The sequence below is a fragment of the Kribbella sp. NPDC056951 genome, assembly GCF_042674205.1.
In the GTDB taxonomy this organism is placed as follows: Bacteria; Actinomycetota; Actinomycetes; order Propionibacteriales; family Kribbellaceae; genus Kribbella; species Kribbella yunnanensis.
In genome coordinates, this window is record NZ_JBHUQZ010000004.1 from 305,119 (window position 1) to 329,134 (window position 24,016).

21 protein-coding genes are annotated in these 24,016 nt (G+C 68.3%); 5 read left to right on the top strand and 16 right to left on the bottom strand.

Annotated features, from left to right (window positions below; genetic code table 11):
* Positions 1-23: 23 nt before the first annotated feature.
* Positions 24-758 carry a phytanoyl-CoA dioxygenase family protein gene (locus ACFTSF_RS19515; protein ID WP_380155068.1) on the bottom strand — a complete coding sequence of 245 codons (735 nt, stop codon included), beginning with the start codon at positions 756-758 and terminating at the stop codon, positions 24-26.
* Between the two features lie 101 nt (positions 759-859).
* On the opposite strand from ACFTSF_RS19515, the gene ACFTSF_RS19520 reads away from it, so the two are divergent.
* Both ACFTSF_RS19520 and ACFTSF_RS19525 read left to right on the top strand, forming a co-directional pair.
* On the top strand, positions 860-1,489 hold the full coding sequence (locus ACFTSF_RS19520) for a helix-turn-helix domain-containing protein (RefSeq protein WP_380155069.1): 630 nt from the start codon (positions 860-862) through the stop codon (positions 1,487-1,489).
* 14 nt (positions 1,490-1,503) lie between these two features.
* Positions 1,504-2,049, top strand: a complete 546-nt coding sequence (locus ACFTSF_RS19525; RefSeq protein ID WP_380155070.1) for an NUDIX hydrolase family protein — start codon at positions 1,504-1,506, stop codon at positions 2,047-2,049.
* A gap of 109 nt (positions 2,050-2,158) precedes the next feature.
* On the opposite strand, the gene ACFTSF_RS19530 is transcribed toward ACFTSF_RS19525, so the two are convergent.
* A complete protein-coding gene (locus ACFTSF_RS19530) occupies positions 2,159-2,875 on the bottom strand; it encodes an SDR family NAD(P)-dependent oxidoreductase (protein WP_380155071.1) in 717 nt (238 codons plus the stop codon).
* 101 nt (positions 2,876-2,976) lie between these two features.
* Between ACFTSF_RS19530 and ACFTSF_RS19535 the strand changes: the two genes are divergently transcribed.
* A complete protein-coding gene (locus ACFTSF_RS19535) occupies positions 2,977-3,807 on the top strand; it encodes a helix-turn-helix transcriptional regulator (RefSeq protein ID WP_380155072.1) in 831 nt (276 codons plus the stop codon).
* Between the two features lie 334 nt (positions 3,808-4,141).
* Here the strand turns inward: ACFTSF_RS19535 and ACFTSF_RS19540 are convergent, their stop codons facing one another.
* The 5 genes from ACFTSF_RS19540 to ACFTSF_RS19560 form a co-directional block, all read right to left on the bottom strand.
* Positions 4,142-4,477 (bottom strand): hypothetical protein, encoded by a 336-nt coding sequence (locus tag ACFTSF_RS19540; protein WP_380155073.1) that lies wholly within the window; start codon positions 4,475-4,477, stop codon positions 4,142-4,144.
* Between the two features lie 518 nt (positions 4,478-4,995).
* Positions 4,996-5,943, bottom strand: coding sequence for an alpha/beta fold hydrolase (locus tag ACFTSF_RS19545; protein WP_380155074.1), 948 nt, complete (start codon positions 5,941-5,943; stop codon positions 4,996-4,998).
* Positions 5,944-6,012: 69 nt separating this feature from the next.
* A complete protein-coding gene (locus tag ACFTSF_RS19550) occupies positions 6,013-9,363 on the bottom strand; it encodes a CARDB domain-containing protein (protein WP_380155075.1) in 3,351 nt (1,116 codons plus the stop codon).
* Positions 9,364-9,546: 183 nt separating this feature from the next.
* Positions 9,547-11,334, bottom strand: a complete 1,788-nt coding sequence (locus tag ACFTSF_RS19555; protein ID WP_380155295.1) for a DEAD/DEAH box helicase — start codon at positions 11,332-11,334, stop codon at positions 9,547-9,549.
* Positions 11,335-11,395: 61 nt separating this feature from the next.
* Entirely contained in the window at positions 11,396-11,971 is a 576-nt protein-coding gene (locus tag ACFTSF_RS19560) for a Uma2 family endonuclease (RefSeq protein ID WP_380155076.1), read from the bottom strand.
* Between the two features lie 119 nt (positions 11,972-12,090).
* Here ACFTSF_RS19560 and ACFTSF_RS19565 point away from each other — a divergent pair, with 119 nt between their 5' ends.
* The gene (locus ACFTSF_RS19565; RefSeq protein WP_380155077.1) at positions 12,091-12,357 is read left to right on the top strand and encodes a DUF3039 domain-containing protein; all 267 of its coding nucleotides are present in this window, start codon (positions 12,091-12,093) and stop codon (positions 12,355-12,357) included.
* Positions 12,358-12,363: 6 nt separating this feature from the next.
* Here the strand turns inward: ACFTSF_RS19565 and ACFTSF_RS19570 are convergent, their stop codons facing one another.
* From ACFTSF_RS19570 to ACFTSF_RS19580, 3 genes are read right to left on the bottom strand one after another with little or no spacing between them, the layout of a single operon-like run.
* Positions 12,364-12,921 carry a YqgE/AlgH family protein gene (locus ACFTSF_RS19570; protein ID WP_344152640.1) on the bottom strand — a complete coding sequence of 186 codons (558 nt, stop codon included), beginning with the start codon at positions 12,919-12,921 and terminating at the stop codon, positions 12,364-12,366.
* A gap of 7 nt (positions 12,922-12,928) precedes the next feature.
* Complete coding sequence (locus tag ACFTSF_RS19575) at positions 12,929-13,315, bottom strand: VanZ family protein (protein WP_380155078.1); 387 nt, start codon at positions 13,313-13,315, stop codon at positions 12,929-12,931.
* Positions 13,312-14,745, bottom strand: a complete 1,434-nt coding sequence (locus ACFTSF_RS19580; protein ID WP_344152646.1) for an NAD-dependent malic enzyme — start codon at positions 14,743-14,745, stop codon at positions 13,312-13,314. The genes ACFTSF_RS19575 and ACFTSF_RS19580 overlap by 4 nt, the downstream gene beginning before the upstream one ends.
* 120 nt (positions 14,746-14,865) lie before the next feature.
* On the opposite strand from ACFTSF_RS19580, the gene ACFTSF_RS19585 reads away from it, so the two are divergent.
* Positions 14,866-15,867, top strand: a complete 1,002-nt coding sequence (locus ACFTSF_RS19585) for a LacI family DNA-binding transcriptional regulator (RefSeq protein ID WP_380155079.1) — start codon at positions 14,866-14,868, stop codon at positions 15,865-15,867.
* Positions 15,868-15,949: 82 nt separating this feature from the next.
* On the opposite strand, the gene ACFTSF_RS19590 is transcribed toward ACFTSF_RS19585, so the two are convergent.
* The 6 genes from ACFTSF_RS19590 to ACFTSF_RS19615 all read right to left on the bottom strand — a co-directional run bounded on the left by ACFTSF_RS19590 (position 15,950) and on the right by ACFTSF_RS19615 (position 24,006).
* Entirely contained in the window at positions 15,950-16,948 is a 999-nt protein-coding gene (locus tag ACFTSF_RS19590) for a substrate-binding domain-containing protein (RefSeq protein ID WP_380155080.1), read from the bottom strand.
* 14 nt (positions 16,949-16,962) lie between these two features.
* Complete coding sequence (locus tag ACFTSF_RS19595) at positions 16,963-17,994, bottom strand: ABC transporter permease (protein ID WP_344152655.1); 1,032 nt, start codon at positions 17,992-17,994, stop codon at positions 16,963-16,965.
* Positions 17,991-19,547, bottom strand: coding sequence for a sugar ABC transporter ATP-binding protein (locus ACFTSF_RS19600; protein ID WP_380155081.1), 1,557 nt, complete (start codon positions 19,545-19,547; stop codon positions 17,991-17,993). The genes ACFTSF_RS19595 and ACFTSF_RS19600 overlap by 4 nt, the downstream gene beginning before the upstream one ends.
* 248 nt (positions 19,548-19,795) lie before the next feature.
* Positions 19,796-20,938: a CaiB/BaiF CoA transferase family protein gene (locus tag ACFTSF_RS19605; RefSeq protein WP_380155082.1), complete on the bottom strand. Its 1,143-nt coding sequence runs from the start codon at positions 20,936-20,938 to the stop codon at positions 19,796-19,798.
* 156 nt (positions 20,939-21,094) lie between these two features.
* Positions 21,095-22,186, bottom strand: coding sequence for an alpha/beta fold hydrolase (locus ACFTSF_RS19610; RefSeq protein WP_380155083.1), 1,092 nt, complete (start codon positions 22,184-22,186; stop codon positions 21,095-21,097).
* Positions 22,183-24,006, bottom strand: a complete 1,824-nt coding sequence (locus tag ACFTSF_RS19615) for a hypothetical protein (RefSeq protein WP_380155084.1) — start codon at positions 24,004-24,006, stop codon at positions 22,183-22,185. Before ACFTSF_RS19615 ends, ACFTSF_RS19610 begins: the two co-directional genes overlap by 4 nt.
* Between the last annotated feature and the right edge of the window lie 10 nt (positions 24,007-24,016).

The window sequence follows — 24,016 nt, forward strand, 5'->3', positions numbered from 1 at the left end:
CTCACTTTATGTCATGACGTGAATTAACTCACTCGGGGGAAGCGTTCGTGGTCGAGCGGCTGGCCCGGGGTGAGGTCCAGGCCGTCGCTCACGACGTGACCGCCACCCGTGTACGTCGTCTCCGCGTCGATGTAGATCGTCACGTGCGCGATCCGCGGGTCATCGGTGAGATTGGGGGTCGCGGAGTGCGCGAGATACGCGTTGTGGAAGGTGCAGTCGCCGGCCCGCAGCGGGATCGTCAGGCGCGTGTCCCAGCGCAGGTCCGGCGCGACGCGGAACAGGTCGTCGCGGTCCGCGAGGTCCTGGGCGCGCAGTCCTTGGTGGTCGTGGGAGCCCGGGATGAACGTCATACAACCACGCTCGACCGGTACGTCGACCAGCGCGATCCACGCCGACAGCGAGTGCCGCGAACCGCTGTGCGGCCAGTACGGCGCATCCTGGTGGAACTCGGTCGCCGCCCCGTTGTGCGGCGGTTTGATCAGCAGATGGTCGTGCCACATCTTGAGCGGTACTCCGGCGAGCGCGGTCGCAGCCTCGGCGACTCGCGGGTGCAGGGTCAGCTCACGCAGTACGTCGTTCTGCTGCCAGACGTTGACGTATTGGTTGAAGATCGCCGAGCCACCGGCGTAGTCGCTCGCTCGGCTGCTCACCTCGACGGCCGCGTCCCGGAACTTCGCCGCCTCCTCTGGCGTGATGACGTTGCGGACCCGGACCACGCCGTCCCGGCGGTAGGCAGAAATGGACTTCTCGTCGATCATCACGGCTCCTTGAGCTTGTGCATCTGATGCATCCAGCTTCGTGGTGCGGTTAAGTTGACGACCAGACGGCTGTTGACCACTCCTTGACTGGAATTGACCTCATGCACAAGATCCTGAGCAGTGAAGTCTTCGTGGAACCCCGGCTGCCGGTCGCCGAGGAATTGCTCGCGGTCGACGCCGACGTGGCGCCGCACAGCCACGCGTTCTTCGAGATCGCGGTCGTGGTGGCCGGGACCGCCGTACATGTCTCGGCCGATGGGTCGCGGGAGTTGTCGGCCGGGTCGGTCGTCGTACTGCGGCCTGGGCAGTGGCACGGGTACTCGCAGTGCGAGGGGTTGGTCGTGCGGAACGCCTACCTCGGGACTGACGTCTTCGGGCTGCTGTCCGGATCGGCCGGCGCGCCGGCCGGGCATCCCGCCGTACAGCATGCGATGCGGTTGCTGGAAGCGGACCTGACCGCCGGGTGGACCCTCGACCGCCTCGCCGCCGCCGTGAACCTAGCCCCCGGCTACCTCGTCCGCCTCTTCGGCCGGACCGTCGCGGTGTCCCCGATGGCCTACCTGCAACGCCTCCGCGCCGAGCGCGCAGCCGGCCTCCTCATCGAGACCGAGCTCCCGATCGCCACCATCGGCACCCTCGTCGGCTGGCCCGACCCGAGCCACGCCACCCGCCGCTTCCGCGCCCATTTCGGTCTGAGTCCAACCCGCTACCGAGAGGCATTTCGGCCATAAGTAAAGATGTGCCTGTGACTTCTGTGCGCACGCCTGACCCGAACCCCGGCTGGCTGTCCGACCTGGCCCTGCAGGAGACCCGTTCCCGGGTCCCGATCCTCTACGTCGAGGCCGTCCCGGCCCGCGTCGACGCGACCGGGCACATCGAGCACGTCGGCGTCCTGCTCCGCGGCTCGGCCCAGACCAACCAGATCGTCCGAACCCTGGTCTCCGGCCGCGTCTTCCACGGCGAGACCATCCGCGACGCCCTCCAACGCAACATCGAAAAGGACCTGGGCCCGGCGGCCTTCCCGCGCCTCCCGGTCAGCCCGGTCCCCTTCACGGTCGCCGAGTACTTCCCGCTGCCCGGCCTGACACCGTTGCACGACCCCCGCCAGCACGCCGTAGCCCTCGTCTACGTCGTCCCGGTCACCGGCGAATGCAACCCCCGCCAAGACGCCCTGGAACTAACCTGGCTCACGCCGGAGGAAGCCCAGGCCCCGTCGTTGTTGGCCGACCTAGAAGGCGGCCGAGGCCAGCTCCTGAAACAAGCCCTAGCCTGGTCCGGCGCCCTCATCTAACGTCCGAAGGACCCGCAGGCGTGGTCTCCGCATCATCGGACGTTAACCACCGCTCCCCGCTAACGTCCGAAGGACCCGCAGGCGTGGTCTCCGGATCGTCGGACGTTAGCTACCAGGGGAGCTGGCCGGCTTCGGCGTGTACTTCGCCGGTCGGGCCGGTCTCGTCCAGGGTGGCTAGGCGGACTGCTACGGCGGCGCCTTGGGCTGGGGTGCGGGCGGCGTCCCAGCCGCCCATGTCGGTGGCACAGTTACCGGGGTCGGCGGCGTTGACGAGGATGCCGGTGTCGCGGAGTTCGTTGGCGAGCATGACGGTGACCATGTTCACCGCCGCCTTGGTCGCGTTGTAGCCGACCGTCCGCACGGTCGACATCCGCGACTCCGGATCCCCGACCAGCGTGAACGACGCCAGCGACGTGGACAGGTTGACGATCCGCGCCTGCTCGGCCTTCCGCAACAGCGGCAGCATCGCCTGCGTCACCGCGACCAGCCCGACCACATTCGTCTCGAACCCATCCCGCAGTACGGCGCTCGCAACCTCCGACACCGCAGTGTCCCCGACCGGGATGATCGCCGCGTTGTTGATCAGCACGTCCAACCGCCCGTACTCGGCCGCGATCTGATCCGCGGCCGCCTGCACCGACTCCGGGTCGGTGACCTCGAGCTGGACGGCCGTCGTACCGTCGAGGTCCTTGGCTGCTTCCTCGCCGCGGCCCAGGTCGCGCGATCCGAGGAGCACCTGGTAACCAGCCTCGCCGAGCTGCCGCGCGATCTCCTTGCCGATGCCCTTGTTGGCGCCCGTGACGAGCGCAATCTTCTTCTCAGTCATGCCTCCCAGGCTGGTGCGCGCCCGCCGCCCGTGGCAGAGCGAGCCGACCCTGGGACCGGCAGTCCCTGTCTGGCGTTCCCGCCGCCTGCAACCATGGAGATGTGGACCGAGCACAGCTGGCAGAGTTCCTCCGAGTACGGCGAGAGCGCCTCACCCCCGCCGATGTCGGCCTCCCCGCCGGCCTGCGCCGCCGTACCCCCGGTCTCCGCCGCGAGGAGGTGGCCACCCTCGCCACCATGTCCACCGACTACTACACCCGCCTCGAACAGGCCCGCGCCCCGCGCCCGTCCCGCCCGGTCCTCACCGGCCTGGCCCGCGCGCTGCGCTTGAGCGACGCCGAACGAGCACACCTCTTCCGCCTGGCCGGCGAACAACCCGGCCCACCCCCAGGCCCACCCTCCGACGTCCGCGACGGCGTCCTCCGCATGATCGCCCGCCTGGACCTCCCGGCCATCGTCCTCGACGCGAAGTACGACGTACTGGCCTGGAACCGCCAAGCCGCCGCCCTCCTCACGGACTTCTCCGCCCTCCCACCCCGCGACCGCAACCTCCTCCGCCAACGCTTCCTGAACGGCGACCAGTCCCGCTTCACCCCCGAAGCCACCCGCGAGTTCGCCCGCGAAGCCGCCGCCGACCTCCGAGCCGCCTCCGCCACCTACCCCGACGACCCCGCCGTTGCGACCCTGATCGCCGATCTACTGGCCGGCAGCCCCGAGTTCCGCGACCTCTGGTCCCACCACGAGGTAGCCCGCCAACAATCCCTCTGCCAGACCATCCTCCACCCCGAAGTCGGCCGCATAGACGTCATCTGCGAGATCCTCGTAGTCCCCGACCGAGACCAACGAGTAGTCCTCTACACCGCCGACCCCGGCACCCCCTCAGACCAAGCCGTCCGCCTCCTCGACGTCATCGGCACCCAGTCCCTCACGTGATCTCCCCCGTCGCGACCTGACGACGCCCACTCCTACGTCGCGTGCTCCGCAGGCCGCCCACCCACTCCATGCGCGCTCGCAACACTCGCTAACCTGCTCGCTCCGCTCGCGACCGACCACAGGTGGTCGGCGGCGTGCAGTGGTGCGGGACCGGAATGGGTTCACGGGGGATGGGGCGATGCGGGATCGGGATGGCGGTCCCCCCGGAGGGCTGAGGCGGTCCCGGGGGGAGATGCGGCTATGCGGGATCGCGATGGCGGCTCCGGCGGGAGAGATGCGGCATGACGGATGCGTCCTCTGCAGGCACTCCCACCTGAGCGTGATCGTCGGTGGCCTACATCTCCTGTGGGTCGAACAGCACGAGGCCGTGCTTCTCCGCGAGAACAGCCGCGTACTCCGCGACCTCACCGGCGTACTCGAACTGCACCCCGAACGGGAACAGGTCACCCACCGCGTCCGCGATCAACGGCTCGACCACCCACGGCCCACCGGCCGACATCTCCGGCCACCGCTCCAGCAACGCATTCGCGAACTCGACCAACCGCGGGTTCGGCGGCGTCTCGTCGTCGTCATTGTCTTCCTGGAGCTCCATCAGTTCCTCGTACAACTCCTCCAGCGCATCACCATCCGCCGGCCGCGCCCCCGCCCAAACCACCAAGTCGTAGCTCATGAGCCAGATCCTGACACCCACCAGGCTCACCCTCAAAGCTCCTCGAGAGCTAGTCAGCGCAACACGGCGGACCCCCAGGCCATCACATCTGCAACTCATTCCGCTCCGCGCGCTCACCTCGCACCCGGGGTGCGCGATTGTGATGGCCTGTGTGTCCGGTCCACCCCCGACGGCTACCTCCGGGGCGGTTCGTCGCTAACGACACGTACTACCTGCCTCCCGCAGCGCGTTGCACGCTTGGGCGACTGGTTCGAGGGGCTCTCCAACCGACTACTACGTGTCCTTCCCGACGCGGCCAGACGGAAACCTCCGCCGGAACACCGCCACAGCACTCGACAACGCCTGCCTTCGACAGCGAGCGTGCGAGCCAACTCGCGAGGGGAGTGAGCAGGTGGAGCGAGCGTCGCGAGTGTGGGAAGGGTGGGTGGGGCGGACTGCGTAGCACGCGACGTAGGAGTGGGCGTAGTCGGCCGCGAGGGTTCGACGCGGGATCGGCCGCGGGAGGTCGGCGTACGGGGTTAGCTGCGGGCTACTAGTTCTTCTATGGCGGCGGCTACTTCGGTTGGGGCTGAGATCTGGGTTAGGTGGCCTTGGTTGGGGAGGATGGTGGGTGGGGGTGCGCCTACTCGGGTGGCGGTTTGTTCGGCGGAGCCGCCTTGGTTGTCCAGGGCACCGAAGAGGACTGATTTGGCGACTGGGGAGTTCTTGAGGAGGGCCAGGCGGTCGGGTTGGACGGCGGGGATGTCTCGGCCGACCATTTGCCATAACGCCTTCTCGGCGCCTTGCTGGCGGAAGGGGCGGGTCCAGACTTGGACCTCGTCGTGGGTGAGCGGGGCACACCGATCCGCGCAGGCGTCGTTGTAGATGTTGCGGATGAGGGTGTCGGAGCCTAGGACCAGGCGGAGGGCGCTGGTTCGGTAGGGGTCGACGATGAGGGTGTTGACGACGGCTCGGGGTGGGCCGCCGCCGGGGATGGGGAGGCCGTCGCCGTCGAGGAACATGATGCCGCCGACTTTCTCCGGCTGCTCCAGGGCGGCCTCGGCTACCACGCCGGCGCCCAGCGAGTGACCGACCAGGACCGGCTTGGTCAACTTCATCGCATCGAGGAAGCCGAGCAGTTGCGCTGCGAGATGCTCGATCGTGTACGGCGCTTTGCGTTCGCTGTAGCCGTATCCGGTGATGTCGTAGGCGTAGACACGATGTGTCCGCGCCAGCACGGGGACGAGCGCGGACCACGATTCGACCGACTCGGCGGCGCCATGGACGAGCACGATCGGCGAACCCGTCGTACCCCAGGAGTCGTACCGGGTCTGCAGGTCGGCGGTCTGGACGAATCTAAGCCCGGGTGGTGGCTCGGCGCGTTCCCGGGTGGCGAAGTTGTAGGTCAGGGACGCTCCGGTGATGACGAGCCAGATGACCACCAGTACGACGAAGATTCGCCGCAGTACCCGCACGAGCCGCTTCACAGAGGCAAGTTTGTCCGACGGCTCAAGGGCCTCGCACCCTGGGGCAGCAGGGTGCGAGGCCAGTGGGCGCTACTGCCCGGTGAAGGTGAAGGTGGAGCCGGGTTCCTTGGTGATGTCGCCGTCGCGGGAGTTCGTGACGACGACGTTGGTCAGGGTGGCGCTGCCGCGGGCGCCGCCCATGGCGAGGATGCCGGAACCGTTGTTCGACTTGTCGATGCGGAGGTTGGTGAGCTGGACGTTCGGCATCTCACCGCCGCCGGTCTTGAACTGGATCCCGTCGTACGTCGAGTCGTGGATCTCGGTGTCGCGGATCGTGACGCCGGGGATCGGCAGATTCGACGGGAAGAGCGTGATCGCGCCGAACTCCTGGTCCTCGTTCCAGAAGACGCCGCCGCAGCGGTAGAGCGCGTTGTTGGCGATCAGCGTGGTGCCCGAGAACGGCAGTGGGTCGTGGTCGGTGGCCAGCATGATGCCGGGGTAGTTCATCGTGTCGTAGATCAGGTTGTTCTCGATCTTGTTGCCGTAGCCGCCGTAGATCGCGATGCCGTTGGCGCGCCAGGGCAGCTGGACGGTGTTGTTGGTGAACGAGTTGTCGTGACCGATGTCGACCGACTGGTCCTTGACGTACTTGCTCGCCCACACGGCCAGCGCGTCGTCGCCGGTGGTCCGGAACGACGAGTTGAACACCTTGGAGTTGCGGGTGCCGTTGGCGAAGTTGATGCCGTCGGCGTAGGTGTTGCGGATCCGCATTCCGGAGAACTCGAGCCCGTCGCCCGGACCCCACAGCTCGGGGATGTTGTCGAAGTCGCGGCCGACCCAGGCGCCGACGTTCGCGTGCTCGATCCAGACGTTGGTGATCTTCGTCCCGGTCCCGAACCGGCCGTTCAGGCCAACGCCACCTTCGGCGTTGCCGTCACCGCCGCGGATCCGGCCGGAGCCGAAGATCGCGATGTCCGACAGTTGCACGTTCTTGTCGATGTCGAAGCCGAAGTTGCCTTCGTGCGGGTGGTTGATGCCACCGGCATTCTGCGGTTCGGTAGTGGAGTAGAGAACCGAGTACCACATGCCGGCACCGCGGATCGTGGCGTTGCTGATCCCGACCTGGTTGAACTGACCCCGGTTCAGCGGGTCGTCGGTGAGGATCTTCTTCTCCTGCCGCCACTGCCCTTCGGGGATCCAGACGCAGCTGATCACACCGTTCTGGTCGTCGGTGACCGCGCGCTGGATCGCGTCCGCGTCGTCGATCCCGTCTCCGGGGACCGCGCCGTACTGGGTGATCGACGTGCAACCGGCAGGCTGACCCAAAGCGGGGGCGACTTGCTCGAGGTCGATCGAGTCGACGATGTAGTACGACGCCGTGTCGCCGGAATCGCGCTGCAACTTGAACTTCGTTCCGGCCGGGTACGACGTACCGAGCAGGGCGTGCGATTCGTCGAAGAGCCGGCGCGCGTCGCCGCCCGGGGTGTTGGTCAGCGCCTCGGGGCCGTCGCTGTTGCCGTAGAGCCAGCTGTAGTGCGAGGACAGGTTGAGTTTCTGCTTGAAGGTGCCGTTGACGTACAGGCTGATCGTGGCGTCGATGCCCTGGCCGTTGGCCGAGTCCGGGATCGAGTTGCGGACCACGATCGAGTTCGTCTGCACGGTCGAGGTGAACTCGACGTACTGACCGGTCGAGTTGAGCCGGACCGACGAGCGGCCGGACGACTCGGTGGCGAAGTTGGTGTGACCGAAGGTGCGCAACGGGTCGGTGGTCAGGAGTGCACCGGTGTACGCCGCTCCTTCCGCCTCGTACGACGTGTACGGTACGGCGGCGCCGCGGCCGACCACGATCGCCTTGGTGAACGTGTTGTTGTTCTCGTTGGTCTCGGTGACCGCATTCGCCGAGTCGGCGGTACCAACCACGTTGGCGCCACCGTTGACCGCGGTCCACGTGCCCGAGATCGCGACGTTGGCAGTCGCACCGGCGGCGATCGTGCCGGTGGCCCCGGTGAGGGTGGTCGACCCGACGACGAGCCGAGTCGTGCTCGCCCCGGCGGCCGTCGTACCGCGGTTGTTCACGGCAACCGTGAAGGAGACGGCCGTGCCCGGTGCCGGGTTCGACGGGTTCGAAGTGATGCCGGTGATCAGGAGGTCCGGGCCGGGGGCCTGGGCGACCTGGAGCTGACTCGTTGCCTGGAGCGTGTTGTTGGTTTCGCTCTGCTCGGTGACCGCGTTACCGGCGTCGGCGACCGCCGCGACGGTGTAGCTGCCTTGCGGCTTGGTCCCGACGTTCGCGGTGACCGTGGCCGAAGCACCTGCTGCGAGTGCGCCCACTGAAGCCGTACCAGCGACTGAGCCGCCGAGCAGGAAGTTCAGGCTGCTGGCGGGAGCGGCCGCCGTACCGGAGTTCTTGACCGTCGCCGAGAGCGTGATCGGCGTGGTCTCGGACGGGCTGGCCGGGGACCAGTCGACCGCGGTGACGACCAGGTCCGGGTTCGGCGCCGCGGCACCGAAGACCTGCAGTTCGGCGACCTGGCCGCCGGGGGCGCCGGTGTTCGAGAAGACCTGCAGCCGTACGTCGGCGTACCGGCCGGTGACCGGGATGGTGATCGTGTTGGCAGCGCTGTTCGGGTTGAACTGGTAGTCGGCGCGTGCCTTGATCGAGGTGAAGGCGGTCGCCGACTGCTCACGGCCGAGGACCTCGACGCTCTGCGTGCGCGGACCCCAGGCCGAGTCGGGGTTGAGTCTGACGACGAGCGAGCTGAGGTCGGCGTTCGCACCGAGCTTGACGGTCAGGGTCGACGGGAACCCGTTCGATTCCCAGTAGGTGCCGACGTTGCCGTCGTTCGCGTTCGTCGCGACGAAGTTGAAGACCGCGCTGGACGCCTCGATCGGCTTGTTCGCCGCGAGATCCGTACCGGTCGGGGGTTCGACGGGCCCGCCACCAGGTCCGGCCAGGTCGAACTCCGACAGTTGAGCGGCCGGCCAGCCCGTGTTCGCGGTGAAGTTCAGCCGGATGTAGCGGGCCGCGGTGGTACCGAAGTCGATCGTGACGACATTCGATCCGGTGAAGTTGTACGCCGTACCGGTGACGATCGTGCCGTACGTCGAACCGTTCGTGCTGCCCTGGATCGACAGGGTCTGGGTGCGGGCACCCCAGCCGCTCGGCAGCTTCAGGGTGAGCTGGTTGACGTCCGTGGTGGAACCCAGGTCGGCCTGGATCCACTGCGGGAACGCGTTGTTGGCGCTCTCCCAGTACGTGCTCTGGTTGCCGTCAGCCGCGTTGGTGCTGGGGTATCCCCCGACCGAACTGCTGGCTGACAAGGTCTTGGCGAGGTTCGCGGTCACGGCCGCGGTCGCTGCGGGCACCAGCCCCACCGCGACCACCACCGCCACCAGCATCCCGGTCAGGATCCGGCGGACAGGACTTCTCTTCCCTTGCATAAGGGCTCCTCCGTCAGAGGGCGGATAGACGGACAGCACCGTGCAAATCTGAAATTTTCAATGCTTTGCTAATTTCTTGCACGACGGTAGTCGCATGTTGCAGCACTCCGTCGGGAAGGTCAACAGCTCGCGCACGCAAAAACGCCCCCACCCGATGACCCGGGTGGGGGCGTTCTCAGACCGTCAGGCTCGGCGCTGGGTGGCCCAGTCGCGGATGAGCTCGATGCGCTCCTTCAGCTGTGTGGAGGAGGCCTGGGCGGCCGCCGGGCCGCCCAGTTTGCGGCGCAGCTCGTTGTGAATGACGCCGTGCGGCTGGCCGGTGCGATGGTTCCAGGCGCCGACCAGGCCGTTGAGCTCGCGGCGCAGCAGGGCGATCTGCTCGTGGGTCGCGAGCTCGGTCGGGGTCGGGTCCTCGCGCTCCTCGCCCGAACCGCGTTGCGACCGCTTCTGCGCGGCGATCGACTTCGCCTGCCGCTTGCGGAGGAGGTCGCGCACCTGGTCGGGCTCCAGCAGGCCCGGCAGCCCGAGGAAGTCCAGCTCCTCGTCGGACGCCTGGTCCCCACCGGTCCCGTAGTCACCACCGTCGAAGACGACCCGGTCGAAGCTCGCATCCGACCCGAGCGCCTCGAACTTCGCGTCCAGCTCGTCGCTCGCGCCCTCGGCCTCGTTCGCCTTCTTCAGCAGGTCGTCCTCGAGGGCGAAGATGTCGCCGTCCTCGTTGTTGTTCTTGCGGCCGAGGACGTGGTCGCGCTCGACCTCCATCTCGGCGGCGAAACTCAGCAACCGGGTCACCGAGGGCACGAACACCGAGGCGGTCTCACCGCGCTTGCGCGCTCGCACGAACCGCCCGACCGCCTGCGCGAAGAACAGCGGCGTCGAGGTCGGCGTCGCGTAGACCCCGACCGCCAGCCGCGGTACGTCGACCCCTTCGGACACCATCCGGACCGCGACCATCCACCGCGACTCGTCCGCGGAGAACTTCGCGATCTTCTTGCTCGCGGCCTTCTCGTCGGACAGTACGACGGTCGGCGCCTGCCCGGTGATCTCGCGCAGGGTCTTCGCATACGCGCGGGCCGAGTTCTGGTCACCGGAGATGACCAGACCACCGGCATCCGGCATGTGCCGCCGTACCTCGGTCAGCCGCTTGTCCGCAGCCGACAGTACGGCGCCCATCCACTCGCCGGTGGGGTCGAGCGCGGTCCGCAGCGCCTGCGCGGTCAGATCCTTCGTCAGCGGCTCACCCAGGCGGGCTGCGACCTCATCACCGGCCTTCGTGCGCCACCGCATCTCGCCGGAGTAGGACATGAAGATCACCGGCCGTACGACGTGGTCGCGCAGCGCGTGGCCGTAGCCGTACGTGTAGTCGGCCTTGCTCCATGCGTGCCCATCAGCCCCGTGCTCGTACGTGACGAACGGGATCGGGTTGTCGTCGGACCGGAACGGCGTACCGGTCAGGCACAACCGGCGGGCAGCCGGCTCGAACGCCTCCCGCACCCCTTCACCCCAGCTGAGCGCGTCCCCGCCGTGGTGCACCTCGTCCAGGATCACCAGCGTCTTGAACCGCTCGGTCCGCACCCGGAACGCCAGCGGATTCACCGCGACCCCGGCATACGTCACCGCGACCCCGGTGAAGTCCTGGTTCGTCTTCCCGCGCCGCCCGGCGAAGGCAGGATCGATCGCAATCCCGGCCCGGTCCGCCGCCTCGGCCCACTGCACCTTCAGATGCTCGGTCGGCGTCACCACCGTGATCCGGTCGATCACCCGCCGCTGCAGCAACTCGGCCGCCACCGTCAGCGCGAACGTGGTCTTCCCGGCTCCCGGCGTCGCGACCGCCAGGAAATCGCGCGGATTGGTCTCCATGTACAACGTGAGCGCCTCCGCCTGCCAGGCCCGCAGCTTGCTCGCGGTACCCCACGCAGCACGGTCCGGATAGGCCGGAGGAAGCACGCCCGATCCACCAGGCACGTGCATTTCCACAGGCGGAACTCCCCCGATCGACGACAAGTACGCCGTACAGGAACGTTACCCGACATCACCGACAGAACAGATTCGCCGGCACGACGGACACCTCGAACGGACTCGTCAGATACGCCGTTTCGTCGCCGGTGACCTTCGCGACCTGCACATATGCCCCGTCCCGCAGTTCCCACGCAATGAGACTCGGCGTGTCGGGATCCACCACCCAGTACGCCGCACAGCCGGCATCCTGATACCGCGACCACTTCAGCATCAGATCGAACCGGCGAGTGCTCGGTGACAACACCTCGACCGCGAGGAGCGGGGCAACCGGAAGATCCTTCTCGCCCACGTCGGCGTGCCGGGCGACCAGGAGGTCCGGCTGCAGGACCGTGTCCGGCCCGAGGGCCACGTCCAAGGGAGCGACAAACACTTCCAGCTCCTGCGGGCAGGCGGCATACAGCAAGACATGCAAGCCGCCAACCGCACGCTGATGCTGCGGCACCGGCGCGGGGCTCACCAGGAGATTCCCGTCGATGAGCTCGTAGCGGCGGCCGTCATCGGGCATCAGGTCGAGGTCGGCCCTGGTCAACGGCGTTGACGGATGGCCGGCCGCCGGAAACGGCGTGGGCATCATGTTCACAGCACTCATAGTGCCTCCTTGGGTTGGTCACACCAAGAATGTGCAGTGATCTGCCCCGGGATGCCCCGACGAGTTCCCCGGCTGTGGATAAGTGTCTGTTGGCTGGCGGGGCGGCTTACACTCGGGGCATGAGTACGCAGTTGAGCCCGGGTGCGGACACGGTTGTCGATGAGCGGACCCAGCCCCTGGAGGGCGGGGATCACGAGCGGTTCTCGCACTATGTGCCGAAGGACAAGCTGACCGAGGCGATGGTGATGGGGACGCCGGTGGTCGCGTTGTGCGGCAAGGTGTGGGTGCCCAGTCGGGACCCGCAGAAGTTTCCGGTGTGTCCGGAGTGCAAGGAGATCTGGGAGTCGCTGAACCCCGGGGACGGCGACGGTAGCGGCGGAGAGTAGCCGCGGTCAGTTCTGCGTGGGGTCGTCCGGGTAGGTGGCCACGTAGGCGAGCTGGTCGGTCTGGCGGCGCAGGACTCGGCGCCAGAGGGTGTCGGGGTCGAGGCTGAAGACGTCGTCGGGTTCGGACTTGACGACGTACCAGGCGCCTTCGGTGATCTCGCCTTCGAGCTGGCCGGACGACCAGCCGGCGTACCCGGCGAAGATTCGCATCCGCTGGATCGCGCCTGCCAACAGCTCAGGCGGTACGTCGAGATCGACCAGCCCGATCCGGCCGAAGCACTCGCGCCAGCCGGGCGGGTCGGCGGACTCGATCACCTCCGCGACGGCCAGGGCGCTGTCCATTCCGACGGGACCGCCCATGAAGAGGACGCCGGGTTCGTTGACCGTGTCGGACCAGTCCGGGAGGACTCGGTCGACGGTGAGGTCGGCCGCGCGGTTCACGACCACGCCGAGCGCGCCGTCGTCGTCGTGATCCAGCAGCAGGATCACCGACCGGCGAAAGGGCGGCTCGTCGAGCAACGGGGTCGCCACCAGCAGTGAGCCGGTGAGGGTCGTGGCCGTCATACCCCCATCATGTCGTGCGCGCGGTTCGGCGCACCACGGCCCACCCCGCCCAGGCGCCTGCGGCGACTCCGAGCAGGTCCGCGAGGGCGTCGAAGACATCACCATCGCGGTGCGGCAGGAAGTAGTACTGGACGAGCTCGCTGCCGATCGCGTTGGCTGCCAGCGCGGCCAGCAGCCAGCGCGCCGGGACGCCGACAATCAGGCCGGTGAACGCCACCGCCGCGAACAGGCCGAAATGCGCGACCTTGTCGACCCCCGGGAACAGCTCCGACGGACCCGGCTCGCCCGGCGAGTAGACGCCGTACAACTGCAGCGCGCAGGCCGCGACGAACGCGACCCGCCACACCCAGACCGCCGTTCGCGCCCCGGCGGCCCCAGCTACCTCGGATGTCATCCCAGAACAGGCGAGTCGTCCGGGAACAGCTCCGCGGCCGGCGCCTTGCCTCCGGCGGCCTCCCGTACGGCGTGCGCTACGCGCTTGTGCACCTCGGGGTGGAACACGCTCGGCACGATGTATGTCGCGTTCAGCTCGTCGTCGGTGACGACCCCGGCGAGCGCCTTCGCGGCGGCCAGTTCCATCTCGATCGACACCTTGGACGACTGCGCGTCGAGCAGACCGCGGAAGACACCCGGGAAGACCAGCACGTTGTTGATCTGGTTCGGGTAGTCGCTGCGGCCGGTCGCGACCACCGCCGCGTGCTCACCGGCCTCGCTCGGGTCGACCTCGGGGGTCGGGTTCGCCAGCGCGAAGACGATCGCGTTCTCGTTCATCGTGGCGATGTCCGCGCCGTGCAGGATGTTCGGCGCCGATACCCCGATGAACACGTCCGCACCGGCCAGCGCGCCCTTCAGATCACCGCTGTACTGCGCCGCGTTCGTGTTCTCCGCGATCCAGCGCAGCTCGGGCGACAGGCCCTCGCGCTCGGTGTGGATGATGCCGCCGATGTCGGCGACGCAGGTGTCCTTGACCCCGGCCGCAATCAGCAGCTTCAGGATCGCCGTACCGGCCGCGCCCGCACCGGACAGCACGACCTTCACCTCGCTGATGTCCTTGCCGACCACCCGCAGCGCGTTGTAGAGCGCGCCCAGTACGACGACCGCCGTACCGTGCTGGTCGTCGTGGAAGACCGGGATGTCGAGCTCCTCGCGCAGCTTCGCCTCGATCTCGAAACAGCGCGGGGCCGAGATGTCCTCGAGGTTGATCCCGGCGAAGCCCGGGGCGATCGCCTTCACGATCGAGACGATCTCGTCCGGGTCCTGGGTGTCCAGGCAGAGCGGCCAGGCGTCGATGTCGGCGAACCGCTTGAACAGCGCGGCCTTGCCCTCCATCACCGGCAGCGCGGCCTTCGGGCCGATGTTGCCGAGCCCGAGGACGGCGGATCCGTCGGTGACGACGGCGACCGTGTTCCGCTTGATGGTCAGCCGGCGCGCGTCGTCGGGGTTCGCGGCGATCGCCAGGCAGACCCGCGCGACACCCGGGGTGTAGATCATCGAGAGGTCGTCACGGTTGCGGATCGGGTGCTTGGCCTCCATCGAGATCTTCCCGCCGAGGTGCATCAGGAAGGTCCGGTCCGAGACCCGGCCGATCTCGACACCCGGTACGGCGCGCATGGCCTCGACCAGCCGGCCCGCGTGCTCGGTGTCGGCGGCGGCACACGTCACGTCGATGCGCAGCCGCTCGTGGCCGGACGCGGTCACGTCGAGCGCGGTCACCAGGCCGCCGGCCTGCTCGACCGCGGTCGTCAGCTTGCTCACTGTCGAGCCGCCCGCGGGCACCTCGAGGCGAACGGTGATGGAGTACGAAACACTCGGCAAGGCAGTCACGCGGGTGATCCTCTCATGTCACTGGTAAGGCGCCGGAGTTCCGTAAGTAAAGTGCACGGCAGACCTCTGGGAAATCCATTACCCGCACGGTTAGGGTGTCGCAAAGCGAGGGAGGCATAGGTGCCGACTATCAGCGACGTGGCGGCACGCGCGGGGGTGTCGACGGCGACCGTGTCGCGGGCGCTGAACGGGAAGGCGACCGTCGACCCGGAGCTGGCCGCGCGGGTCCGGCAGGCCGCGGCCGAGCTCGGCTACCAGCCCAACGGCCCGGCCCGGAACCTGCGCCGTCAGGAAGCGGCCGTGGTCGCCCTGATCATCTCTGATGTCGAGAATCCGTTCTTCACCGCGATCGCCCGCGGCGTCGAGGACGTTGCCCACGAGGTCGGCTACTCGGTCGTGCTGTGCAACTCCGACGAAAGCGCCGAGAAGGAGAACCGCTACATCGACATCGCGATCCAGGAGCGGGTCGCCGGTGTCATCCTCTCCCCCAGCGGTCCGGCGGCCGGTGTCGCGAAACTCGCAGCCCGCGGTACGGCGTACGTCGCGGTGGACCGCCCATTGCCGGATTACGCGAGCGACGTCGTACTGGTCGACACCCGCCTGGCCGCCGCTCAGGCGACCGCACACTTGGTTGCCCAGGGCTACCAACGGATCGGGTGCCTGAGCGGGCCCACCGGCGTTCGTACGGCGGATGACCGCGTTGCCGGTTATCGCGACGCGCTCCGCGCCGCCAAGCATCGCGCCCGGCTGGTTCGGCGTACCGAGTACAAGGCAGCCGGAGCGCGCCTCGCCGCGCTCGACCTGCTGTCCCAGCCCGAGCCGCCCGACGCGCTCCTCGTCGCCAACAACGCCATGGCCGTCGGCGTCCTCCAAGCACTCCAGGAGCTGGGACGACGCCCCGGCCGCGACGTCGGCGTAGTCGCCTTCGACGACGCCCCTTGGGCCGAGTTGCTGGATCCCCCGCTGACCGTGGTCGCCCAACCGGCGTACGAGATCGGCACGGAGGCGGCCCGCCTGCTGCTGGCGAGAATCGCCGACGGCACCAGACCGCCCACCGTCACCACGCTGGGCGCCCGCCTCATCGAACGAGCCAGCTCGCACCGCTCGAAGGACAGGACATAGGTGGCTGCGTACAGCCGTCCGAGCGCCTGAGCCGGGGGTCCACCGGCCCGGATCAGGCGTATACGTCCTGTCGTTCTGCAGATCAGCCCGCCGGGTTTTCCTCGGCGTAGATCTTGGCGGCGTTGTCTTTGTCGATGAGGCGGGTGGGGAGGATTTCGGAGCGCTCGATGGTGCCGCAGTCGACGAGGAGCTTCTTGGCGGCTGCGATCGCTTCCTTGCCGTTGGTCGGGTAGGTGAAGGTCGCGCTGAGGCGGCCCTGTTCGACGGCCTTGATGCCGCCGGACGGGATCGGCAGCGCGTCGATGCCGATGAACTTCATCTCCTTCTCGCGGCCGACCGACTTCGCGGCCAGGTAGGCACCCTCGGCCATCGGGTCGTTGTGGGCGTAGACGACGTCGATCTTCGGGTTCGCCTTGAGCAGCGCGTCCATCTGCGCCTGCCCCTTCTCGCGCAGCCAGTCACCACTCGCGTCCGCGATGATCTTGATCTTCGGGTTCGCCTTGATCGCGTCGACGAAGCCCTGGTGACGCTCCGCCTGCGGGGTCGCGCCGGCGAGCCCCTTTAGCTCCACGATGCTGCCGCCGTTCGGGAGGAGCTTCTCGGCCACGTACTTGCCGGCTTCGGAACCGATCTGCACGTTGTCGCCGCCGATGAAGCCGGTGTACGCGTCGCCCTCGACCTTGCGGTCCAGCACGATGACCGGGATGCCCTTGTCGAAGGCCTTCTTCACGACCGCGGTCAGCGGCTTCGCCTCGTTCGGGCTGATGATCAGCAGGTCGATCTGCTGGGTGATGTAGTTGTCGACGTCCGCGACCTGCTTGGCGTTGTCCTGGGCCGCGTCGGCGAACTTCACGTCGAACTGCGGCACCTCCTTGGCCGCCGCCCGGATGTCGTCGTCCATCCGCTGCCGGTACGGCTCGGCGACGTTCGCCTGACTCATCCCGATCGTGTATTTGCCGTCGGCCCCCTTGCAGGACTTCGACGCACCGTCCGACGGGCTGCCTGACGTACGGTCGCTCGTCGTACCGCAGCCGGCCAGGACCAGCGCGGCGACCGCCGCAGCAGCCAAGGGAATACGCATGGTGGGAACCTTCCTCACGAGGCGGGCCGGAGCCGTTGCAGCGCGGCGGCCGCAACGATCACGAGACCCTTGATCAACAGCTGGATGTTCGAATCAATGTTGTTCAAGGCAAGGATGTTGTTCAGTACGCCGAGCAGCAGCGCCCCGGCCACCGTTCCAGCGACCGATCCCCGGCCGCCGGCCAGGCTGGTACCGCCGATCACCACCGCGGCGATCGCGTCCAGCTCGTACCCGATGCCGTCGTTCGGGCTGCCCTGGTTGAGCTGGACCGCGTGCACGATGCCGGCCAGCGACGCCAGCAGACCGCAGATCGCGAAGACCGCGATCTTGACCCGGACCACCGGTACGCCGGACAGCCGGGCCGCCTTCTCGTTGCCACCAACGGCGTACAGATGCCGGGAGAAGGCGCTGACCCGCAGGAAGACCACGGCCGCGATCGCAACCACCGCGAAGATCAGTACCGGGATCGGGACCAGTCCGCCGAACGTCCGCTCACCGAGCAGCGCGAACGACGCCGGCGCTTCGTGCGGACCGTCGCCGTACGAGATCGCGACGCCTTGACCGCCGGACCAGATCCGCGCCAGACCACGCGCTATCTGCAGACCGGCGAGCGTGACGATGAAGGACTGGATGCCGATCATCGCGGTCGCGACGCCCTGCAGCGCTCCGAAGATCAGGCCGATCACCAGCACCAGCAGGACCGAGGGGATGAAACCCCAGTCGTTCTCGACCATCAGTACGGCGGATCCGACCGCCGCGAGACCGAGGACCGCGCCGACCGACAGGTCGATCCCGCCGATCAGGATCACGAACGTCATCCCGACCGCGATGATCCCGATCTCGGACACCGCCCGGACCACGTTGGCGAGGTTGTCCGCGCTGACGAACAGGATCGCTCCGTTCTTGCGGGGCGAGAAGATGATCGCCGCGATGAACACCGCGAGCAGCCCGAACACACTCTGGAACCGGAACAGCGTCGCCACCACTCCGCCCGCGGATTTCTCCACCGGCGTCGCCGCGACCGTCTTGTCCTGCACGTCCGTCACCGCGTTCCTCCTCCGACTTCGCCCAGCACTGCGCGCTCTCCCATCGCTGCCGCGAGGAGATCGCCCTCGCTCGCATCCGCCGTACTGAACGACGCCACGTCCCGCCCGTCCCGCAGTACGACGACGCGGTCGCAGACGCCGATGAGCTCCGGAAGCTCGGACGACGCGAGCAGTACGCCGAGGCCCTGGCCGGCGAGTTCGCCGAGCAGACGGTAGATCTCGGCCTTCGCGCCGACGTCGACACCACGGGTCGGTTCGTCGAGCAGCAAAAGCTTGGGCTCCGTGAGCAGCATCCGGCCGAACACGACTTTCTGCTGATTGCCACCGGACAGTGTCCCGACCTCGTCTTGCAGGCGACCGAACTTGAGCCGCAACCGATCCGCCATCCCCACGGACGCCGCCCGCTCGAGCCGGCGCGCGATCACCCCGACCCGCCCGTACGCCGGGAGGCTCGACAGCACGGTGTTGGCCAGGATGCTGTGGAACAGCACGAGCCCCGACGCCCGCCGATCTTCGGGGACGAGACCGATGCCATGGGCAAGCGCCTGGCGCGGACTGCGCGGCTTGATTTCCGAACCCTGCAAGAGGATTCGGCCGGACCGCGTTCCGGTCGGGGCGACGCCGTACAGGGTCTCGAGTAGTTCGGTGCGGCCTGCGCCGAGGAGGCCGGCCAGGCCGACGATCTCGCCGGCGCGGACGGTGAGCGAGATGCCGTCCGGGTCGCGACGGCCCGGTCGCGGGCGGCGGGCGGTCAGTTTGAGGTCCTCGACACGGAGTAGTTCGTCGCCCGTGTCGGCGTCGGGGGTGGTGAACATGGTCTGCACCGGGCGGCCGACCATCGCCTCGACGACTTCCGCCGTACTGAGCGTGCGCGGGTCGAAGCTGGTGACGATCTCGCCATTGCGGAGGACGGTCGCGCGGTCGGCGACCTGGGCGATCTCCTCCATCCGGTGCGAGATGTAGACGATGCCGACGCCGGCTCGGCGGAGTTCGCGGATGACCTCGAAGAGGCGGTCGACCTCGGTCGTGGTCAGGGCCGAGGTCGGTTCGTCCATGATCAGCACCCGGGCGTCCAGCGAGATCGCCTTCGCGATCGTGACGAGTTGCTGTTCGCCGACCCGCAGTTCGCCGACCGGGCGGCGCGGGTCGATCCGGACGCCGCTGCGGTCGAGCAGGGCGCGCGCCTCGCGGTCCATCCGGCGGCGGTCGACGGTTCGCAGCGGGGTGCGCAGTTCGCGGCCGAGGAAGATGTTGTCGGCGACGGAGAGTCCGGGGACGAGGTCGAGCTCCTGATGGATCATCGCGATCCCGGCCGCCTGCGCGTCGGTCGGCCCGCCGAACGACACCGGTTCGCCGTCGATCTCGATCTGCCCGTCGAAGTCGGTGACATCACCGGACAGGATCTTCATCAGCGTCGACTTGCCCGCGCCGTTCTCCCCGAGCAGCGCATGCACCTCGCCCGCACCGAGGGTGAAATCCACCGCCCGGCACGCCTGCACGCCGCCGTACCGCTTCCCGATCCGTTCCATCCGGACCAGGGCCGGGCCTTCCATCGCGCCTCCGGCGTCGGGTGAGTAATCGATTTCCCGGACGCTATGCCGCACCGTCGCAGCCCGTCAACCCCTCACCGACCGGCACGCCCGAACCGTGACCCAGCTTCGTCGGGCGACCGACCAGGCGGGAGCTATTCGATCTGAGTGGAATAGCGCGGACCCAGAAGCCATCACAATTGCGCCTGCGCGACTCGCTCCCGCCTACGCGCCCGGCGATTCGGCAGTTGTGATGGCCCCCAGGTCCGGGTCTACTCGGCCAGCCACTCCCGGACGGACTCGTCGTGCTCCCCGAGTCGCGGCGGTGCGAGGTTCGTTTCGCGGGCGCCCGCGTACGGCTGGTCGTCGAAGCGGAGGGGCGGGCCGGGGAGCTGGATGCTGCCGAGAGTCGGGTGGTCGACGTCGATCAGCAGACCCTGCGACAGCGTCTGGTCCCACTCGTAGACCTGCTGGATGTCGCGCACCTTGCCGGCCGGAATCCCCTGCTCAGCCAGCGTTTCCAGCCACTTGTCAGCCGGTGCCGCCGAGAACGCCGCCTCGATCACCGCGATCAGCTCATCGCGATTCCCCACCCGATCCGCGTTCGTCGCGAACCGCGAGTCCGCCGGATCCAGCCCCACGATCGGCGCAAACGTCCGCCACTGTCCTTCGCTGCCCACCGCCACCTGCACGCTGTCGTCCGCCGTCCGGAACATCCCGTACGGCGCGATCTGCGCATGGTGATTGCCGACCCGCCCGGGCACCTGTCCGGCGACCGTCCATTTCGTCCCGTGGAACGCGTGCACCCCGACCATCGCGGCCAGCAGGCTCGTCCGGACCACTCGGCCCTTCCCGGTCACCGAGCGCTCGTGCAATGCGGCCAGCGCGCCATAAGCGCCGTACATGCCGGCCAGCAGATCGGCGATCGGCACACCGACCTTCGTCGGCTCGGCGTCACCGGTGACGCTCATCAGACCGCCTTCGCCCTGCGCGATCTGGTCGTACCCGGCCCGGCCGCCCTCCGGCCCGTCGTGCCCGAACCCGGTGATCGACAGCACGATCAGCCCCGGGTTCAGCTCATGCAGCCGCTCGACCGAGAACCCGAGCCGATCCAGCACCCCCGGCCGGAAGTTCTCCAGCAGGATGTCGGCCTTGCGAATGAGCTTGGTCAGGAACTCCTTGCCCTCCGCAGACTTGAGGTCCGCGGTCACCGACTCCTTGTTCCGGTTCGCGGACAGGAAGTACGTCGACTCACCCTCGACGAACGGCGGTCCCCAGCCCCGGCTGTCGTCCCCGCCGGCCGGTGTCTCCACCTTGATCACCCGCGCCCCGAGATCGCCGAGCATCATGCCCGCATGAGGGCCGGCCAGCGCCCGGGTCAGGTCCACCACGACGACATCCGAGAGCAGCTGCATGCCCCCGACCTTAGAGCCCCCACCCTCGCCCCGCAGCGAAATGAGACTGACCCCTCAACGCCCCCATTTGCCTGGCTAGCCACCGAGCTCGGGGGTTCCGCACCGTGGTTAAGGGTGCCTAACCCCCAATTTGCGTGCCTAGCCAGCGAAATGGGATCAGGCGAGGGCTTTGCGGGCTAGGGAGGCTAGGCGGTGGGTTACGTCGCGGGGGCGTTCTTGGGGGAGCATGTGACCGGCGCCGGGGTACATCCACAGGCGGGCGCTCGGCAGCTCGGCGGCGATCCGGTTCGCGTGCCGCGGCGGCAGCAGGCGGTCCCGCGTACCGTGCATGACCTCGACCGGAATCTGGTCCAGCACCTTCAGCGCATGCGCCCGCTCATGCTGCAGGATCGCCTCGAAGAACCCGCTGTACGACGGCCCTGGCAGCAGCGCGAGCCCTTGCTGGAAGATCGCGATCTCGGCCGGATCGACCTTCTTCCCGAACACCATCTGTCGGAGTGCCGGCCGCTGCAGGAGCGCGGCGATGTTGGCCCGGGCAGCACGGGCCATGTCGCGCCCGCCGACAACTCGTCCCGCGGCCCCACCGGCGGTCATCGCGACACCTTCGACAGCGCCGGCGGCAGTCGTCGCCGCGCGTCCAGCAGCGTCAGCGACTCGAGAGGCGGCGCCTTCAGCGGCGACCACGGCGGTATCCGCAGCAGCCGCCAGGCGTTCGGCGCGACGGTCGACGCGAGTGCCGACCACTTGCGCGACGCGCGGTGCGAACCGTACGGCGGCCGGCTCGAAACGCGCTGGCATGCCGAAAGCGCCCCGGGCCGCCTGACCGGACGACGTACTGATGAGGGCAGCCGCCTTGATCCGCGAGCCGAAGAGATCCGGTCGCTTGTCGGCCAGCTCCATCAGCGTCATCCCGCCCATCGAGTGACCGGCGTACACGACCGGTCCGTCGCCCACGACCTCGTCGAGCACGGTCACCAGGTCGTCCGCCAACTGCGAGATCCGCAACGATCCGGGCGGCGCCGCATCCGACTGCCCGTGACCGCGGTGGTCATACGTCACCACCCGTACGGCGTTCGTCCCGAGAATGCGAGGCAGCCCGTCGACCTGGTTGTGCCAGGCGCGGGTCGAGCACGTCCACCCGTGCACGAGCAGCACCGTGACCGGCGCATCGGCCGGTCCGGTGGTCTCGACGTTCAGATGAATGCCGTCGGTCGTGGTCACGCCCGATCGCTCCGCCTGGATCGTCACGCAGTCTCCCGTTCCCGTTCACCGGCCGCCAGGTGGGCCGCTCGCAGTCGCCCGCCGCGGGCGCCACGCCCGACCAGCCAGGCGATACCGGCGATCTCCAGTAGACCGACCACACCCAGCAGGGCGTAGCCGCCGTTCCACATCCATCGTGGCACGTCGGTGCGCTCTTCGCGACGCAGCGTGTGCTGCTCGTTGATGAAGGCAACGGTCTCGCCGTCGGAAACCTGGATCGCAGGCTTCTCGATGGCCGCATCCTCGGGGGCGTAGATCCACATCGCCTTCAGGTCCCGCTGACCGGTGTGCAGCCGGATCATCGACTTCCACTTGCCGTACATGGGTACCGCATCCTCGGACCGGTAGGTGCCCTCAGCAACCTTCTTCATCGGGTGCAGGATCCGTCCACCACCCTGCCAGGAGAGCGCCTCGAACCATCGCGCATCGTCAGCCGCAGTGGCCGGATCCAGCTTGACCGTGACGTACGCCGTCGGCTCGGCCCCCGTGGCGATCCGCTCCAGCGAGACAGTCCCGGTCACACCCGGCTCGGCCGACCGCGGTACACAGAAGAAGATGATGGCGACGACCGCCACCAGCCCGACCGCACCAAGCTGATGCGTACGACGAACCGCCTCCGGCCGCGAGTTCCGTACGTCGGTAGCCCGCTGCTCGCCCGCAACTTCGGCGTACCGGGTGGCGAGCCAAGCGCCGACGAGACCCGCGCCGGCGCCGACCACCACGCCGTACCCAAGAGCCGACGGAAGGATCGCCGACGGCCAGGCGATCGGCATCCAGACCTGGCTCCAGGCGTATTCGGCGACCACGCCGACGGTTCCGATCAGGGCGCCGGCGACCAGGCCGAGGCGGAAGCGATTCTTGTTGCCGAGGGCAAGTGCCACGGCCTCGACCAGGACCGCCTCGACGATCAGCAGCGGGAAGTGGCCGAGGATCTCGCCGAGCGGCTGGTCGACCGCCCACGCGATCCCACCGCGGACGACCAGGTAGATCGCCAGCGCGCCGAAGGTGATGCCGGGGCCACGACGCGCGCGCAGGATGGTGAAGGCCATCGCCGCGCCGAACGCGATCAGCAGCGGGTGCAGAATCAGCGGGAACTGCGGTACGCCGTAGTTGAACTCGGTGCTGAACAGGTCCCACGCGATCAGCAGCGCGCCGACCGCCGCGACCTCCTGGAAGAGGCGGCGCTTGTTCATCCCCATCAACTGCTCGACCTCGGCGACCGCCAGCAACCGAGCGAAGATCGAGAAGACCACGCCGCCGATCATCAGCAGGTGGGTCGGGCCCCATAGCGTGACATCCTCACCGAAGAGCCGGTGCCAGGTGTCGTCGAGCGGGAATCCGACCAGCGCGAAGGTGCCGCAGACCAGGATCAGCGCGGCACTGCACGGGATCCGCCAGTTCTTCGTGAGCTTGATCGTCCGGGCCGGCAGCGGCTTCCCGGCGAGCGCGATCGGCAGTACGCCGGTCACGATCACCCCGAGGATGCCGAAGAAGATCGGATAGTGCGCCGGCGTACCGAACGGGCCGGTGTCGCGGCCCTTGTCGATGTGGACGGCGATGTCCCACCAGACCCCGAACGCGCAGGCGAGCAGCGACACGACATGGATGTACGGCGACAGCGCGGCCCATCGGGGGACTCCGTCCAGTCGCCCGATGGTGTCCGCGAGTCTGCCGACCAGCGTGGCGCGCCCGGTCCGCTCCCGCCAGAGGAAGATGGCCAGAGCGACGTACAGCAGTCCCACCACGCCGGTCACGATCGCGATCTGATCGAAGGTCGCCGTACCGGTGGTGGCCAGGGGGATCGCCATTCGTCGCTCC